This window comes from Pseudocitrobacter sp. CD920760 (assembly GCF_057782505.1).
In genome coordinates this window covers 4434474-4451032 of sequence record NZ_CM173490.1, presented here as the reverse complement: position 1 = coordinate 4451032, position 16559 = coordinate 4434474, and the positions used below count along the sequence as shown (strand labels likewise).

The 16559-nt window shown below is 55.1% G+C and carries 16 protein-coding genes; 12 read left to right on the top strand and 4 right to left on the bottom strand.

From position 1 onward, the window contains the following. Positions 1-31: 31 nt before the first annotated feature. Positions 32-691, bottom strand: coding sequence for a DedA family general envelope maintenance protein YghB (yghB, locus tag AC1MKH_RS20845; RefSeq protein WP_015963002.1), 660 nt, complete (start codon positions 689-691; stop codon positions 32-34). A 266-nt stretch (positions 692-957) separates the two neighbouring features. After that, positions 958-2145, bottom strand: a complete 1188-nt coding sequence (gene metC / locus AC1MKH_RS20840; protein WP_276223185.1) for a cystathionine beta-lyase — start codon at positions 2143-2145, stop codon at positions 958-960. Positions 2146-2395: 250 nt separating this feature from the next. On the opposite strand from metC, the gene exbB reads away from it, so the two are divergent. The 4 genes from exbB to AC1MKH_RS20820 all read left to right on the top strand — a co-directional run bounded on the left by exbB (position 2396) and on the right by AC1MKH_RS20820 (position 5934). After that, complete coding sequence (gene exbB / locus AC1MKH_RS20835) at positions 2396-3130, top strand: tol-pal system-associated acyl-CoA thioesterase (protein WP_327621863.1); 735 nt, start codon at positions 2396-2398, stop codon at positions 3128-3130. A 6-nt stretch (positions 3131-3136) separates the two neighbouring features. Further along, positions 3137-3562 (top strand): TonB system transport protein ExbD, encoded by a 426-nt coding sequence (gene exbD, locus AC1MKH_RS20830; protein WP_276223181.1) that lies wholly within the window; start codon positions 3137-3139, stop codon positions 3560-3562. Positions 3563-3895: 333 nt separating this feature from the next. Next, entirely contained in the window at positions 3896-5347 is a 1452-nt protein-coding gene (locus AC1MKH_RS20825; protein ID WP_276223179.1) for a methyl-accepting chemotaxis protein, read from the top strand. 89 nt (positions 5348-5436) lie between these two features. Then, complete coding sequence (locus AC1MKH_RS20820) at positions 5437-5934, top strand: TIGR00645 family protein (protein WP_015963007.1); 498 nt, start codon at positions 5437-5439, stop codon at positions 5932-5934. 47 nt (positions 5935-5981) lie between these two features. Here the strand turns inward: AC1MKH_RS20820 and AC1MKH_RS20815 are convergent, their stop codons facing one another. Beyond that, positions 5982-7022 (bottom strand): aldo/keto reductase, encoded by a 1041-nt coding sequence (locus AC1MKH_RS20815; RefSeq protein WP_276223176.1) that lies wholly within the window; start codon positions 7020-7022, stop codon positions 5982-5984. Positions 7023-7178: 156 nt separating this feature from the next. On the opposite strand from AC1MKH_RS20815, the gene yghX reads away from it, so the two are divergent. Continuing rightward, complete coding sequence (gene yghX / locus AC1MKH_RS20810; protein WP_276223174.1) at positions 7179-8066, top strand: YghX family hydrolase; 888 nt, start codon at positions 7179-7181, stop codon at positions 8064-8066. An 80-nt stretch (positions 8067-8146) separates the two neighbouring features. Further along, positions 8147-8437 (top strand): DUF2623 family protein, encoded by a 291-nt coding sequence (locus AC1MKH_RS20805; protein ID WP_015963010.1) that lies wholly within the window; start codon positions 8147-8149, stop codon positions 8435-8437. Between the two features lie 30 nt (positions 8438-8467). Here the strand turns inward: AC1MKH_RS20805 and yghU are convergent, their stop codons facing one another. After that, a complete protein-coding gene (gene yghU, locus AC1MKH_RS20800; protein ID WP_276223171.1) occupies positions 8468-9334 on the bottom strand; it encodes a glutathione-dependent disulfide-bond oxidoreductase in 867 nt (288 codons plus the stop codon). Between the two features lie 279 nt (positions 9335-9613). Here yghU and gss point away from each other — a divergent pair, with 279 nt between their 5' ends. The 6 genes from gss to nikE all read left to right on the top strand — a co-directional run bounded on the left by gss (position 9614) and on the right by nikE (position 16559). Beyond that, entirely contained in the window at positions 9614-11467 is a 1854-nt protein-coding gene (gene gss, locus AC1MKH_RS20795; RefSeq protein ID WP_276224699.1) for a bifunctional glutathionylspermidine amidase/synthase, read from the top strand. Positions 11468-11640: 173 nt separating this feature from the next. Next, positions 11641-13218, top strand: coding sequence for a nickel ABC transporter substrate-binding protein (nikA, locus tag AC1MKH_RS20790; protein WP_327621865.1), 1578 nt, complete (start codon positions 11641-11643; stop codon positions 13216-13218). Then, the gene (nikB, locus tag AC1MKH_RS20785) at positions 13218-14162 is read left to right on the top strand and encodes a nickel ABC transporter permease subunit NikB (protein ID WP_276224700.1); all 945 of its coding nucleotides are present in this window, start codon (positions 13218-13220) and stop codon (positions 14160-14162) included. The genes nikA and nikB overlap by 1 nt, the downstream gene beginning before the upstream one ends. After that, positions 14159-14992 (top strand): nickel ABC transporter permease subunit NikC, encoded by an 834-nt coding sequence (gene nikC, locus AC1MKH_RS20780; RefSeq protein WP_276224701.1) that lies wholly within the window; start codon positions 14159-14161, stop codon positions 14990-14992. Before nikB ends, nikC begins: the two co-directional genes overlap by 4 nt. Next, positions 14992-15756: a nickel import ATP-binding protein NikD gene (gene nikD, locus AC1MKH_RS20775; protein WP_276224702.1), complete on the top strand. Its 765-nt coding sequence runs from the start codon at positions 14992-14994 to the stop codon at positions 15754-15756. Before nikC ends, nikD begins: the two co-directional genes overlap by 1 nt. After that, entirely contained in the window at positions 15753-16559 is an 807-nt protein-coding gene (gene nikE / locus AC1MKH_RS20770; protein WP_276224703.1) for a nickel import ATP-binding protein NikE, read from the top strand. The genes nikD and nikE overlap by 4 nt, the downstream gene beginning before the upstream one ends.

The following is a 16559-nucleotide window of genomic DNA, read 5'->3' as shown; positions in this document are numbered from 1 at the left end:
AAAGCGCATCCGGCCCTATAGAACAGCGCCCTCAGGCGCTGCAATATTTCTTCTTAATCACCACCACCAGCGTACCGAGCAGCCCGGCAACCAGCAGGAAAATAGGCAGGATCATCAGAAAGGTCATCACTTGATCTTCATGACGTTTTACAAACGGAATCATGCTGATGGCATAGCCAAGGCTGGTGACGACGCCCACCCACAGCAGCGCGCTCAGCCAGTTAAAGAACTGGAAGCGGCGATTAGAAAGCCCGGAAATGCCTGCCATGGTTGGCAGCAGCGTACGTACGAACGCCAGAAAACGCCCGGCGAGCAGCGCCAGCAGGCCGTGACGATCGAACATACAGGTCGCACGTTGATGGTATTTATCCGGCAATTGCGAGAGCCAGCCTTTCACCGTACGGGTGTTGCCCAACCAGCGCCCCTGGATATAGCTCAGCCAGCAGCCGAGGCTGGCGGCGGTCGTCAGAATGATCACCGTCGGCACGAACCCCATCACCCCTTTGGCGATGAGCGCGCCTGCGAGCAGCAACAGGCTGTCGCCCGGCAGGAAGGAAGCCGGAAGCAGACCGTTTTCTAAAAACAGCGTGGCAAACATGACCAGATAAACCACCCCCACAACGTGAGGATTCGCCAGCGCGGCAAAGTCATGCTGCCAGAGCGCGGCGACAATATCTTGAATGACGACCATGGACTTTCCTGTGGAACAGCATTTTCGCTTATTGTACTCCCGAATTGCCCGAAACTCTTTGATCCCTCGCGCAACAACGCACGCGCAGCTGTTCAGGAATAAGAACAACCTGAGCACTATGCGTTTACGCCGGGATGTTCTGGCCATTCGGCAGAGAGACTGTTCTCAAAATCATGAAAATACGCGAGGCTTTGCGCGGCGCGTATCTTCAGGAACATTGCTAACCAGACAGCCCGAGGCGAAACGCCGCCGGGCCTGAGGCTATTTTACACAATACGCGCGAAGCCTGCTGCTAAATCAGCGATAAGATCGTCAATGTTTTCTAAACCAATATGTAAGCGAATAAGGGTGCCGGTAAAGTCCACTTCGCCGCCGGGGCGAATCTCCGCCAGCTGTTCTGGCTGGTTAGGCAGAATCAGCGACTCAAAACCGCCCCACGAGTAGGCCATGCTGAACAGGGAGAAGTTGTCGAGGTAAGTCGCAAGCTCAGCATCGGTTAAGCGCTTTTTCAGCACGAAGGAGAACAAGCCGCTGCTGCCTGTAAAATCTCGTTTCCAGTATTCGTGACCTTTACTGCCCGGCAGCGCCGGATGATTCACGCGGGCAACCTGCGGATGCTGTTCCAGCCATTCGGCAATTTTCAGGCTGCTTTCATGATGCTGACGCAGGCGAACGCCAAGTGTGCGCAGGCCTCGACTGGTCATGTAGGCGGTGTCCGCATCCAGCATCTGGCCCATCAGATACGCATTTTCGCGCAGTTGCGCCCAGCAGCGTTCGTTGGATACCGCGGTACCGACCATCGCGTCAGAGTGGCCAATCAGGTACTTCGTGCCAGCCTGAATCGAGATATCAATGCCGAAATCGAGCGCTTTAAACAGCACGCCTGCCGCCCAGGTGTTGTCGATCATAATGATTGCATCCGGCGCAACGCTGCGCACGGCGGCAACAATCGCCGGAACATCGTGAACTTCCATGGTGATTGAACCCGGGGATTCCAGGAACACCACTTTGGTATTGGGCTGAATCAGGCGCACGATGTCGCTGCCGATCAGCGGGTCGAACCAGCCGGTGGTGACGCCGAGTTTACCGAGTATTTTGGTGCAGAAATCCTGGCTCGGCTCATAGGCGGTATTGGTCATCAACACATGATCGCCCTGTTCAACAAAGGCCAGAATCGTATTGGCGACCGCCGCTGCGCCGCAAGGGAAGAGGGCGCAGCCCGCGCCGCCTTCCAGCTCACACATCGCTTCCTGTAAAGAGAAGTGGGTGAGCGTACCGCGACGCCCGTAGAAGAGTTCGCCTTTCGCGCGATTGCGGGTGGCATGTTTCTTCGCCTCAACGGTGTCGAACACCAGCGAAGAGGCGCGCTGAATGACGCTGTTTACCGAACCCTGCGTGTACTTTTTACTCCGCCCGGCGTTGACCAGCGCGGTATCCAGGTGCTTATCTGCCATGTCTCTCCTGCCTATTTTTATACGTCTGGACGTCTAAACTATCACGATTGTTGCAGGATGTACCCGCTCGCGCGACATAAAGCAGAAAATTTCTCAAAAATCGCGGTGGTGACTTTTTTACTGCGTAAGCGCAAGGAAAATAAGTATGATTTGAGTCACTATGTAAATACTAATGAGAACTACTATCAATTCGACGTCGTTTTGATATTATTGTGCTCAGATTTTGTGATTTATGTCCTGGAGATACAGAGTGGGTAATAATTTGATGCAGACGGATCTCTCCGTTTGGGGTATGTATCATCATGCCGACATCGTTGTTAAAGTGGTTATGATTGGCCTGATTCTGGCATCCGTAGTCACCTGGGCCATCTTCTTTAGTAAGAGCGCAGAGTTGTTCTCCCAGAAGCGTCGCCTCAAACGCGAGCAGCAGCTGTTAGCGGAAGCCCGCTCTATCGATCAGGCGCACGAAATCGCCGCCGCCTTCCACGGGAAAAGCCTAAGCACGCAACTGATTCATGAAGCGCAGGACGAGCGCGAGCTTTCTGCGGGTTCAGAAGACAATGAAGGGATTAAAGAGCGTACTGGCTTCCGCCTGGAACGTCGTGTTGCCTTCGTGAGTCGTAATATGAGTCGCGGGACCGGCTATCTCGCGACTATCGGCGCCATTTCTCCGTTTGTCGGTCTGTTCGGTACCGTTTGGGGTATCATGAACAGCTTCATCGGTATTGCGCAGACGCAAACCACCAACCTGGCCGTTGTTGCGCCGGGGATCGCAGAAGCGCTGCTGGCGACCGCAATTGGTCTGTTTGCCGCGATTCCGGCGGTGGTTATCTATAACGTCTTCGCCCGTCTGATTGGCAGCTATAAAGCAAACCTCAGCGATGTTGCTGCGCAGGTTCTGCTGCTGCAAAGCCGCGACCTGGACCTCCACGCCAGCGGCGTGACCCAGCCGGTACGTTCCGCACAGAAATTACGAGTAGGTTGATGCCCCATGGCAATGCGTCTTAATGAAAATCTGGACGATAACGGCGAAATGCATGAAATCAACGTGACGCCGTTTATCGACGTTATGTTGGTTCTGCTGATCATCTTCATGGTTGCCGCGCCACTGGCGACGGTGGATGTGAAGGTCAATCTGCCGGCGTCTTCCAGCCAACCGCAGCCGCGCCCGGAAAAACCGGTCTACCTGTCGGTGAAAGCAGATAAGTCGATGTTCCTGGGTAATGACCCCATTACCGATGAGAACATGGTAAACGCGTTGAACACGCTGACGGAAGGGAAGAAAGATACCACTATCTTCTTCCGTGCCGATAAAACCGTCGACTATGAAACGATGATGAAGGTGATGGACACTCTGCATCAGGCCGGTTATCTGAAGATTGGTCTGGTAGGGGAAGAACACGCGGGGGTGAAGTAAAGCCCCTCACCCCGGCCCTCTCCCTCAGGGAGAGGGTGAAAACCGCACTCACTTAAACCCTGGCTCTGTCGGTTCCCTCTCCCTTGAGGGAGAGGGTTGGATTAGGGGGTAAACACCGCACATTTCCCCTAAGTCTTCTCTCCTAATAAATACGTCCCCACAACACAATTATTTATCTCTGCTTTAAATTAAATTTAATTCTTTATTAAGTAGTAATAAAAACGCGTGTAAAGAATATATTCTTTCCCTCCGCTGGTAATGATTAATAAACTCTCTACGCTTATTTATGGCGCTAAAAATACTAATAACATTACCTGCATAGTGCGGAACAATATGGATAAATCAAACAAAACAAATGCTCGCGGATCGCTGCGTGAAAGCATCTCTGTTTCTACTCTTCGCCAACGGGCCGATGACCAGATGTTGGCGCTGGTGTGGCTGCTTTGGGCTATCTCGCTGGTTGTGGGCTGGATAGTCGGGAATGCGCTGGTGGCGCTATTTTTCGCAACGCCTTTAGCGATTCTGGCCACGCTTGTCACCGCATTTTTTCGCGGGCGCTTAATGTCACGGTTGGTTTTTGCGTTTATCCTGATGGCCTTTTCCGCATTGCTTATTCAGCTTGGCGAGGGCGAAACGGAATATCACTTCTCTGTTTTTGTGCTTTTATCCGCGTTGCTGGCCTGGCGTGACTGGCGTCCGTTAGTGATGGGCGCGGCGGTCATTGCGGTGCACCATTTAGTCTTTAACTATTTGCAGGCCTATAACCTTTATCACATCGTTATTTTTATGCATACCGGACTGCATATGGTGATGATGCATGGCGCGTTTGTGGTGGCGCAAACCCTATTCCTGGTCGTACTGGCGGTGCGTATGGAACAGGATGCGATATCTGCAAGTGAGGTGGCGAAACTGGCGGCGGTCATTAATTGTGAACCCGGAAGCCTGACCCTGGCGCGAGAATCAAACAACAGCCATTCGCCGTTCGCCCGTACGTTTAGCCGAACGCTTGGCGCGATGCGTAACACACTGGAGCAGGTGAGTGGCAATGTCGGTCAGTTGCTGGATGCCTCGCAAACGATTTTGCAGCGCAATACCGCGCTATCAGAGCGCACCGACAGCCAGGCCACTTCTCTCGCTATCGCCGCCAGCGCGATGGAACAACTGGCAAGCGCAGCATCCCTGACCAGTGAACAAGCCGGCGAGGCGCGCAAGCGTGTTTTACAGGCATGCGATGTCGCAAGGCAGGGCGGGGAAAACATCCGCGCGGCGACGGCATCAATGATGCATATTCGTGATGAATCACAGCAGATTAATAGCATTCTGGAGTTAATCGACGGCATTGCCTTTCAGACGAATATTCTGTCGCTGAACGCCTCGGTTGAAGCGGCTCGCGCAGGCGAACATGGCCGAGGGTTTGCGGTGGTCGCCTCTGAAGTGCGTTCGCTGGCGTTACGTTGTGAAGAGGCGGCGAAAGAGATTCGCCAGCTTACCGCCGCTTCGGTGAAAAGCACTCATCAGGGCGCTGAGCAGGTCGAGCTGGCGGGAAATACCATGCAAGCGATCATTACGCATATTGAAGGCTTACAGGACTCGCTGGAAATCCTCTCTTCGATGAGCGAACAGCAGCGTACCAGCGTGATGCAGATGAAGGGCAGTATCGCCAGCATTGATGCCAGCGTGCAGGAAAACGTCCAGCATGTGGCGCAAACCATGCAGATGGCGCAGCAACAGCAGCGATATACCGGCGAACTGAAAACGGCGATTTCGGTGTTCAGATTGGTATAACCTAACCCTAAATTGCTGATGTGAATTGTTGAAATGATGTTGCATGGTTGCGATATACTAAGCCGAATTGAGTTTATCGACAGGACACTATGGAACGTTTTTTTGAAAATGCGATGTACGCGTCGCGCTGGATTTTAGCCCCGGTATATTTTGGCCTTTCATTGGCGCTGCTGGCGTTGATGATTAAGTTTTTTCAGGAGATCTTTCACGTTCTGCCTAACATCTTTGAACTGGCAGAAGCCGATCTTATCCTGACGTTGTTATCGCTGGTCGATATGACGCTGGTGGGCGGTCTGCTGGTGATGGTGATGTTCTCCGGTTACGAAAACTTTGTCTCGCAGCTGGATATCAGTACCCACAAAGAGAAGCTGAACTGGCTGGGGAAAATGGATGCCACCTCGCTGAAAAACAAGGTTGCGGCATCCATTGTCGCTATTTCATCTATTCACCTGCTGCGGGTGTTTATGGATGCCAAGAATGTGCCGGATAACAAGCTGATGTGGTATGTGATTATCCACCTGACATTTGTGCTGTCGGCGTTTGTAATGGGGTATCTGGACCGCTTAACGCGTGGCCAGAAGCATTAAAACGCGGCTCGCGCCCGGTAGCGATGCGCCACCGGGCAAAGAGTGTGCTATTTATCTGACGACGCCTGCCACAAATTCAATTGCCCATCGGCAACATGCTTATCAATCTGCGCCAGCTCTTCTGCCGTAAAGTTCAGGTTATTCAGTGCCTGAACGTTCTCTTCAATCTGTTCCGGTCGGCTTGCGCCAATCAGCACAGACGTTACACGATTATCTTTCAGCAGCCAGCTTAGCGCCATTTGCGCCATGCTTTGACCGCGACTCTGCGCCATCTCGTTCAACAAACGCAGGCTGTTGAGGTTGTTTTCACTCAACATGTTTTCTGTCAGGCCGCGCGCTTTTTTCCCTTCGGTCTGCATGCGTGAGCCGTCCGGAATTCCGTTGAGGTATTTACCGGTCAGCAGCCCTTGCGCCAGCGGGGTAAAGGCGATGCAGCCGACGCCGTTCTCTTCCAGCGTATTCAGCAGGCCGCTCTTGTCCACCCAACGGTTGAGCAGGTTGTAAGACGGCTGATGGATAAGTAACGGGATTTTCCACTCGCGCAACAGCTCCGCCATCTTTTGCGTGCGCTCTGGCGAATAAGACGAGATGCCGACATACAGCGCTTTTCCGCTCTGCACCGCCTGCGCCAGCGCGGCAGCGGTTTCTTCCATCGGTGTGTTTTCATCAACACGGTGCGAGTAGAAGATATCGACGTAATCCAGCCCCATGCGCTTCAGGCTCTGGTCGAGGCTGGCGAGCAGGTATTTGCGCGAACCGCCCTTGCCATATGGCCCCGGCCACATGTCGTATCCGGCTTTGGTCGAGATGATCAGCTCATCGCGATAGGCGGCGAAATCTTCCCGCAGCAGGCGGCCAAAGTTCTCTTCCGCACTGCCCGGAGGCGGCCCGTAGTTATTGGCGAGGTCGAGGTGAGTAATGCCGCAGTCGAACGCTTTACGCAGCAGCGCGCGCTGGCTATCGAGCGACTGGATATGACCAAAACTGTGCCATAACCCGAGTGACAGCGCGGGCAGTTGCAGGCCGCTGTTGCCGCAATAGCGATATTGCATCTGCTCGTAACGGGCAGGATTGGCGGACCAGGTCATAATGTCTCCTTGATTGTCTGATTTTTGAAACGCTGTTTCCAGATTAACGTTTTTGTCACAACCAACCCGTCGGCGGGATCACAATGCTGATGATTTATGGGCAATAAATCTGTCTTGTGCTTTTCTTAGTTAATGCCTGTTAATGGAGATCCCTCGATGACCCGACTGACCGCCAAAGACTTTCCGCAAGAGTTGCTCGATTACTATGACTATTACGCGCACGGTAAAATTTCAAAACGCGAGTTTCTGCAACTGGCAGGGCGGTACGCCGTCGGCGGCATGACCGCGCTGGCGCTGTTTAATCTGCTCAAGCCCAACTACGCGCTGGCGGAACAGGTCGAGTTCACCGACCCGGATATCAAACCGGAATATATTCGTTATCCGTCGCCCAACGGCCACGGCGAGGTGCGCGGTTATCTGGTCACGCCGACGAAAGCCGCCGGAAAGGTGCCCGCCGTGGTGGTGGTGCATGAAAATCGCGGGCTTAACCCGTATATCGAGGATGTTGCCCGACGCGTCGCGAAAGCGGGCTATATCGCCCTTGCGCCGGATGGGCTCTCTTCCGTTGGCGGGTATCCCGGTAATGATGATGAAGGGCGCGAGTTACAGCAAAAAGTCGATCCAACTAAACTGATGAATGATTTCTTCGCCGCGATTGAGTTTATGCAGGCGCATCCGCAGGCGACGGGCAAAGTCGGGATAACCGGTTTTTGCTACGGCGGCGGCGTGTCGAATGCGGCGGCGGTGGCTTATCCTGAGCTGGCCTGCGCGGTGCCGTTCTACGGACGTCAGGCCCCGGTCGCGGATGTGAAAAAAATCAACGCCCCTTTATTGCTGCATTACGCGGCGCTGGATACGCGTATTAACGAAGGCTGGCCGGCAATGGAAGAGGCGTTAAAGGCGCATAAAAAAGTGTACGAAGCCTATATTTATCCGGGCGTGAATCATGGTTTCCACAACGACTCGACCCCGCGCTACGACAAGGCCGCAGCGGATCTCGCCTGGCAGCGAACGCTGGCGTGGTTTGAGAAATATTTGCACTGAAAGTAAAGGCTGCAAATAGCACTGGATATCGCTCAAAAAGTCGCTATATAATTTTATATATAACGATTGAGGGTAGTGCGATGGATAACCATTTTGGTAAAGGCCTGATGGCCGGGCTGAAAGCACCTTACGCCGACAGTGCGCAGAAGGTTCTGGGTTTTTGTTCTGACTATAAACGCGGGTTTGTGCTGGGGTTTTCCCATCGCATGTTTGAGAAGACGGGGGACCGCCAGCTCAGCGCATGGGAAGCGGGCGTCCTGACACGACGTTATGGCCTGGATAAAGAGATGGTGATGGATTTCTTTAAAGAACACGAATCCAGCACCACGGTGCGCTACTTTATGGCGGGTTATCGCCTGGAAGGCAGATAAACCGGGTGGGGTTCACCCGGTTTCCGTCGTTTAACCCTGACGTTTATCTTCCGTTTGGGTGTCGAAATCGCTGGCGGCATGACGCTCATGCAGTTGCTCATTCAACGGGCCGTTGGTGCGATTGACGATGCGTCCACGCCCAACCGCCGGGCGGCTGGCGATATCCTTCGCCCAGCGCTGCACGTTTTTGTAGCTCTTCGCATCAAGGAACTCATCCGCACCGTACACGGTACCCAGCACCACGTTGCCAAACCACGGCCAGACCGCCATGTCGGCAATGGTGTATTCCTCACCTGCGACATAGCGCCCACGCGCCAGCTGTTTATCCAGCACATCCAGCAGACGTTTCGCTTCCATGGTGAAACGGTCGATCGCGTACTCAATTTTCACCGGCGCATAGTTATAGAAGTGGCCAAAACCGCCGCCGAGGAACGGCGCGGAGCCTTGCAGCCAGAATAGCCAGTTCAGGGTTTCTACGCGGCCCACCGGATCTTTGGGCAGGAAGTGGCCAAATTTTTCAGCCAGATACAGCAGGATATTGCCGGACTCGAACACGCGGGTTGGCGGCGTGGTGGAGTGGTCACGCAGGGCCGGGATTTTCGAGTTCGGGTTCACTTCAACAAAACCGCTGGAGAATTGATCACCCTCGCCAATGCGAATCAGCCACGCGTCATATTCCGCGCCCGTCACCCCCAGAGCTAACAACTCTTCGAGCATGATGGTGACTTTCTGGCCGTTCGGCGTACCCAGCGAATAGAGCTGAAGCGGGTGATGCCCAACCGGCAGTGCCTTCTCATGCGTCGCGCCGGAAACCGGGCGATTGATATTGGCGAACGCGCCGCCGTTATTCTGTTTCCACTCCCAGACTTTGGGAGGCTGATAGGTATTGTCTGACATGTTGGCCTGCCTTTTTGATGATGTGTTGAGGCAGTGTAGCAGTTGATGGCGGAAATGATCACCCTCACCCCGGCCCTCTCCCTGAGGTAGAGGGAGAAAAACCGCACAGTTCGGTCCCCTCTCCCTGTGGGAGAGGGTTAGGGTGAGGGCATCAGACCGCACAGTGTGACAGCGCGCACAACAGGTGTATGATTAACGGACACCTGTTGGATAAATAACAACGTGCAGGGACGACCACACCCGCTATTACTCGCCGCCTGCATGCTCTGAGGAAGACACATGAGTTGTACGAGTAGTGACGCGCCGTTTGGCACGTTGTTGGGATATGCACCGGGTGGCGTCGCCATCTATTCTTCAAATTACAGTAGCCTGAAGCCCGAAGAGCGGGCGGATGATGTCTCGTTCCGTAGCTATATCGATAACGAGTACATGGGCTACAAGTGGCAATGCGTTGAATTCGCGCGCCGCTTCCTGTTCCTTACCTACGGTTTTGTTTTCACCGACGTCGGCATGGCCTATGAAATCTTCTCTCTGCGCTTTTTGCGCCAGGTAGTGAATGACGACATTCTGCCGTTGCAGGCGTTTGCCAACGGTTCCCGTCGCGCGCCGAAAGCGGGTTCGCTGCTCATCTGGCAGAAGGGCGGTGAATTCCATGAAACCGGGCACGTCGCGGTCATCACCCAACTGGTCGGCAACAAAGTGCGTATTGCAGAACAGAACGTTATCCATTCGCCGCTGCCTGCGGGCCAGCAGTGGACGCGCGAGCTGACGCTGGAAGTGAAAGACGGCCATTACATCCTTCACGATACGTTTGATGACACCACCATTCTTGGCTGGATGATCCAAACCGCCGATACCGAATACAGCCTGCCGCAACCAACGATTGCCAGCAAAGCGCTGAATTTGCAGGGCGCGCGGCTGGAAAATCGCGGTCAGTTCGACGGTAAATGGCTCAACGAACAGGATTCATTGCAGAAAGCGTACGTCGCGGCAAATGGTCATGTGATCAACCAGGACCCGTATCAGTACTTCACCATGACGGAAAGCGCTGAACAGGAACTGATTAAAGCCACCAACGAAATGCACCTGATGTATTTGCACGCCACCGATAAAGTGATGCGTGACGATAACCTGCTGGCGCTGTTTGATATTCCGAAAATCCTTTGGCCGCGTCTGCGTCTCTCCTGGCAGCGTCGCCGCCACGACATGATCACCGGACGCATGGATTTCTGCATGGATGAACGCGGTCTGAAGGTGTACGAATACAACGCCGATTCCGCATCCTGCCATACGGAAGGCGGGTTAATCCTCGAACAGTGGCTGAAAACCGGCTTTGAGGGCAAAGGTCATAACCCTTCAGATGAACTGCTCAGCGAATTGATTGGCGCGTGGAAACACAGTTCGGCGCGTCCGTTTGTTCACATCATGCAGGATAAAGATCTGGAAGAAGATTACCACGCGCAGTTTATGCAGCGTGCCATTACGCAGGCCGGGTTCGAGTGCAAAATTCTCCACGGCCTGGAAGAGGTGCACTGGGATGCCGCGGGTCAGCTGGTGGATGACGAAGGGCGACTGGTGAACTGCGTATGGAAAACCTGGGCGTGGGAAACCGCCATTGAACAGGTGCGCGAAGTCAGCGATGCCGAGTACGCCGCCGTGCCGATCCGCACCGGCAGCCCGGCGGGGGAAGTGCGTTTGATTGACGTGCTGCTGCGTCCGGAAGTGATGGTCTTCGAACCGCTGTGGACGGTGATTCCGGGCAACAAAGCGATTCTGCCGGTGCTGTGGTCGCTGTTCCCGAATCATCCGTATCTGCTCGACACCGATTTTGAAGTGACCGATGCGCTGGCGAAAACCGGCTATGCGGTGAAACCAATCTCCGGGCGCTGCGGCAGCAACATTGACCTGGTGAGCGGGCACGATCAGCTTCTTGATCAAACCAGCGGTAAGTTTGTCGACCGCAAAAATATCTACCAGCAGCTGTGGTGTTTACCGAACGTCGCCGGGAAATACATCCAGGTTTGTACCTTTACCGTCGGCGGTAACTACGGCGGGACCTGCCTGCGTGGCGATACGTCGCTGGTGATTAAGAAAGAGAGCGATATCGAACCGCTGGTGGTGATTGAGCGGTAATAAATCGAAGCGGAGCCTGCAATGGGCTCCGCTTTTTTACCTGCGAACATCACGACACAATATTGAACCCTTCGGGCAATTCGGCGCATAAATTGATCCAGCACATCCCAAACGTATGATGAATCCTTAAAATCATCATACTCACTTAGTCGTACTCCTTTTCACTGAAGGTCATCGTTTTGTCCATTCTCCGTCGCACGCTCATTGCGCTGCTGACCTGTGCCTCGTTTTTCGCACACGCCGCTGCGCCAGATGAAATCACTACCGCCTGGCCGGTTAACGTTGGGCCGCTTAATCCGCATCTTTATACGCCGAATCAGATGTTTGCCCAGAGCATGGTTTACGAACCGCTGGTGAAATATCAGGCCGATGGATCGGTAAAACCCTGGCTGGCAAAAAGCTGGACGCATTCGGATGATGGCAAGATCTGGACCTTCACCCTGCGTGATGATGTGACCTTCTCCAACGGAGAACCGTTTGATGCCCAGGCGGCGGCAGAAAACTTCCGCGTGGTGCTCGATAACCGCCAGCGTCATGCCTGGCTTGAACTGGTAAATCAGATTGTCGATGTGAAAGCGCTGAACAAAACCGAGCTGCAAATCACTCTGAAAAGCGCCTATTACCCTTTCCTGCAAGAGCTGGCGTTACCCCGCCCTTTCCGTTTTATCGCCCCGTCGCAATTTAAAGATAACGAGACTCTGCGCGGGATTAAAGCGCCTGTCGGCACGGGGCCGTGGGTGCTGAAAGAATCGAAACTGAATCAGTACGATGTCTTCGTCCGCAACGAAAACTACTGGGGCGAAAAACCGGCGATTAACAAGATAACCATTAAAGTGATTCCGGACCCGACCACCCGCGCAGTGGCGTTTGAAACCGGCGATATTGACCTGCTGTATGGCAATGAAGGTTTACTGCCGCTTGATACCTTTGAGCGTTTCAGCCATAACCCGGCCTGGCGCACTCAGCTTTCTCAGCCGATTGAAACGGTGATGCTGGCGTTGAACTCCGCCAAAGCGCCCACCAACGAGCTGGCGGTGCGCGAAGCGCTCAATCATGCGGTGAATAAAAAATCCCTGATCGACAACGTGCTTTACGGCACGCAGCAGGTGGCGGATACGCTGTTTGCGCCGACCGTACCTTACGCCGATCTCAAACTGAAACCTCGCCAGTACGATCCGCAGCAGGCGAAAGCGTTGCTGGAAAAAGCAGGCTGGACGCTGCCCGCAGGCAAAGACATCCGCGAGAAAAACGGTCAGCCGCTGCGCATTGAACTGTCGTTCATCGGCACCGATGCGTTAAGTAAATCAATGGCGGAGGTCATTCAGGCCGATATGCACCAGATTGGCGTCGATGTCGCCCTGATCGGCGAAGAAGAGAGCAGCATCTACGCGCGTCAGCGCGATGGGCGCTTTGGCATGATCTTCAATCGCACCTGGGGCGCACCTTACGATCCGCATGCGTTTTTAAGTTCGATGCGCGTGCCATCGCACGCTGATTTTCAGGCGCAACAAGGATTAGCCGACAAGCCACTGATTGATAAAGAGATTGGCGAAGTACTGGAAACCACGAACGAAACAAAACGCCAGGCGCTTTACCGTGATATTTTGACGCGCCTGCATAGCGACGCGGTGTATCTGCCAATTAGCTACGTGTCGATGATGGTGGTGGCGAAACCTGAACTGGGCAAAATTCCCTACGCGCCCATCGCCAGCGATATTCCTTTTGAACAGATGACCCCGGTGAAACCCTGATGTTGCGTTACGTATTACGCCGCGTGCTGCTGTTGATCCCGATGGTGCTTTCCGCCTCGGTGATCATTTTTCTGATGTTGCGCCTCGGCACCGGCGACCCGGCGCTTGATTATTTGCGTCTGTCTAATCTGCCGCCGACGCCAGATATGTTGGCCTCTACCCGCACCATGCTCGGGCTGGATCAGCCGCTGTACGTGCAGTACGGCACCTGGCTATGGAAGGCGCTGCATCTTGACTTTGGTATCTCGTTTGCCACGCAGCGCTCGGTACTGGACGATATGCTGAACTTCCTGCCCGCCACGCTGGAACTGGCGGGCGCGGCGCTGGTGTTAATTCTGCTCACTTCCGTACCGCTCGGTATCTGGGCGGCGCGTCATCGCGATCGTCTGCCGGATTTCGCCGTGCGTTTCATTGCGTTTCTCGGTGTGTCGATGCCCAACTTCTGGCTGGCGTTTTTACTGGTGATGTTCTTCTCGGTGTATCTGCAATGGCTGCCCGCGATGGGTTACGGCGGCTGGCAGCACATCATTTTGCCTGCGGTTTCCATCGCCTTTATGTCGCTGGCGATTAACGCGCGACTACTGCGCGCCAGCATGCTGGACGTTGCCGGTCAGCGTCATGTGACCTGGGCGCGGCTGCGCGGCCTGAACGACAAACAGACCGAACGTCGCCATATTCTGCGCAATGCCTCACTGCCGATGATCACCGCCGTGGGGATGCACATCGGCGAACTGATCGGCGGGACGATGATTATCGAAAACATCTTTGCCTGGCCGGGCGTCGGGCGCTATGCGGTGTCGGCGATTTTTAACCGCGACTATCCGGTGATTCAGTGCTTTACGCTGATGATGGTGGTGGTTTTTGTGGTCTGTAATTTGATTGTCGATTTGCTCAACGCCGCGCTGGACCCGCGCATTCGTCGTCATGAAGGAGCGCACGCGTGAACTTTTTCCTCTCCTCCCGCTGGTCGGTACGCCTGGCGCTGATCATTATCGTCCTGCTGGCGCTGATTGCGCTCACCGGCCAGTGGTGGCTGCCGTATGATCCCCAGGCAATTGATTTGCCCTCGCGCCTGCTCTCGCCGGATGCGCAGCACTGGCTGGGCACCGATCACTTAGGGCGTGATATTTTCTCGCGGCTAATGGCGGCGACCCGCGTGTCGCTTGGTTCCGTAATGATCTGCCTGCTGTTGGTGCTGGCGTTAGGGTTGATTATTGGCGGCAGCGCCGGGCTGATTGGCGGGCGCGTTGATCAGGCCACCATGCGCGTCGCCGATATGTTTATGACCTTCCCGACCTCGATTCTGTCGTTCTTTATGGTTGGCGTGCTCGGCACCGGGTTGACCAACGTGATTATCGCCATCGCCCTGTCGCATTGGGCGTGGTACGCACGCATGGTGCGCAGCCTGGTGATCTCCCTGCGCCAGCGCGAGTTTGTGCTGGCGTCGCGGCTTTCCGGGGCGGGCCATGTGCGGGTGTTTGTTGATCACCTGGCAGGCGCGGTGATCCCTTCGCTGCTGGTGCTGGCGACGCTGGATATCGGTCATATGATGCTGCACGTCGCGGGGATGTCCTTCCTCGGCCTCGGTGTGACCGCGCCGACCGCCGAATGGGGCGTGATGATTAACGACGCGCGCCAGTATATCTGGACCCAGCCGCTGCAAATGTTCTGGCCGGGGCTGGCGCTGTTTATCAGCGTGATGGCCTTTAACCTGGTGGGTGACGCTCTGCGCGATCATCTGGACCCTCATCTGGTGACGGAGCACGCACACTAATGCCGCAACATATTGAACTACGTAATATCGCGCTACAGGCCGCGCAGCCACTGGTACACGGCGTATCGTTAACCCTGCAACGCGGGCGCGTGCTGGCGTTAGTCGGCGGTAGCGGCAGCGGGAAATCATTAACCTGCGCCGCGGCGCTGGGCATTCTGCCCGCAGGCGTTCGCCAGACGGCGGGGGAAATTTTAGCCGATGGCAAACCGGTTTCTCCCTGCGCCCTACGCGGGATCAAAATTGCCACCATCATGCAGAACCCGCGCAGCGCCTTTAACCCGCTGCACACCATGCACACCCACGCGCGGGAAACCTGTCTGGCGTTAGGGAAACCCGCCGACGATGCTACGCTTACCGCTGCATTAGAAGCCGTGGGGCTGGAAAACGCCGCGCGCGTGTTGAAGTTGTACCCGTTCGAGATGAGCGGCGGGATGTTGCAGCGCATGATGATTGCGATGGCGGTGCTGTGCGAATCGCCGTTTATCATCGCCGATGAACCAACCACCGACCTTGACGTGGTAGCGCAGGCGCGCATCCTCGATCTGCTGGAGAGCATTATGCAAAAACAGGCGCCGGGGATGCTGCTGGTGACCCATGATATGGGCGTGGTGGCGCGTCTGGCGGATGACGTCGCGGTGATGTCTGACGGTAATATTGTCGAACAGGGCGATGTCGAAACGCTGTTTAACGCCCCCAAACATACGGTGACGCGCAGCCTGGTGTCGGCTCACCTCGCTCTTTATGGTATGGAGCTGGCATCATGACTTTACTTAATGTCTGCGACCTTTCCCATCACTATGCGCACGGTGGATTTAGCGGCAAACATCAGCATCAGGCGGTGCTGAATAACGTTTCCCTGACCCTAAAAAGTGGCGAAACCGTCGCCCTGCTGGGACGCAGCGGCTGCGGAAAAAGCACCCTCGCGCGGCTGCTGGTAGGTTTGGAATCGCCTTCACAGGGAAATATTAGCTGGCGCGGCGAACCGCTGGCGAAACTTAATCGCGCCCAACGTAAAGCATTCCGTCGCGATATTCAGATGGTGTTTCAGGACTCCATCAGCGCCGTGAATCCACGCAAAACCGTGCGCGAGATCCTGCGTGAACCGATGCGCCACCTGCTGTCGCTGAAAAAATCGGAGCAACTGGCGCGCGCCAGCGAAATGCTGAAGGCGGTCGATCTCGACGACAGTGTGCTCGACAAGCGCCCACCGCAGTTAAGCGGCGGCCAGCTCCAGCGCGTCTGCCTGGCGCGTGCGCTGGCGGTCGAACCGAAACTGCTGATTCTGGATGAAGCCGTCTCCAACCTTGATCTCGTGTTACAGGCGGGCGTCATTCGCCTGCTGAAAAAACTGCAACAGCAATTTGGCACGGCCTGTCTGTTCATCACTCATGACTTACGCCTGGTAGAACGCTTTTGCCAGCGGGTGATGGTGATGGATAACGGGTACATTGTTGAAACACAGACCGTGGGGGAGAGATTAGCCTTTTCCTCTGACGCCGGACGCGTGCTTCAAAACGCGGTATTACCCGCATTCCCCGTGCGCCGTCGCGCCACAGAAAAGGTTTAA

Coding starts and splice junctions, on each gene's coding strand:
- yghB (WP_015963002.1), bottom strand. CDS start 691: ATGGTCGTCATTCAAGATATTGTCGCCGCGCTCTGGCAGCATGACTTT.
- metC (WP_276223185.1), bottom strand. CDS start 2,145: ATGGCAGATAAGCACCTGGATACCGCGCTGGTCAACGCCGGGCGGAGT.
- exbD (WP_276223181.1), top strand. CDS start 3,137: ATGGCAATGCGTCTTAATGAAAATCTGGACGATAACGGCGAAATGCAT.
- AC1MKH_RS20825 (WP_276223179.1), top strand. CDS start 3,896: ATGGATAAATCAAACAAAACAAATGCTCGCGGATCGCTGCGTGAAAGC.
- AC1MKH_RS20820 (WP_015963007.1), top strand. CDS start 5,437: ATGGAACGTTTTTTTGAAAATGCGATGTACGCGTCGCGCTGGATTTTA.
- AC1MKH_RS20815 (WP_276223176.1), bottom strand. CDS start 7,022: ATGACCTGGTCCGCCAATCCTGCCCGTTACGAGCAGATGCAATATCGC.
- yghX (WP_276223174.1), top strand. CDS start 7,179: ATGACCCGACTGACCGCCAAAGACTTTCCGCAAGAGTTGCTCGATTAC.
- AC1MKH_RS20805 (WP_015963010.1), top strand. CDS start 8,147: ATGGATAACCATTTTGGTAAAGGCCTGATGGCCGGGCTGAAAGCACCT.
- yghU (WP_276223171.1), bottom strand. CDS start 9,334: ATGTCAGACAATACCTATCAGCCTCCCAAAGTCTGGGAGTGGAAACAG.
- gss (WP_276224699.1), top strand. CDS start 9,614: ATGAGTTGTACGAGTAGTGACGCGCCGTTTGGCACGTTGTTGGGATAT.
- nikB (WP_276224700.1), top strand. CDS start 13,218: ATGTTGCGTTACGTATTACGCCGCGTGCTGCTGTTGATCCCGATGGTG.
- nikD (WP_276224702.1), top strand. CDS start 14,992: ATGCCGCAACATATTGAACTACGTAATATCGCGCTACAGGCCGCGCAG.
- nikE (WP_276224703.1), top strand. CDS start 15,753: ATGACTTTACTTAATGTCTGCGACCTTTCCCATCACTATGCGCACGGT.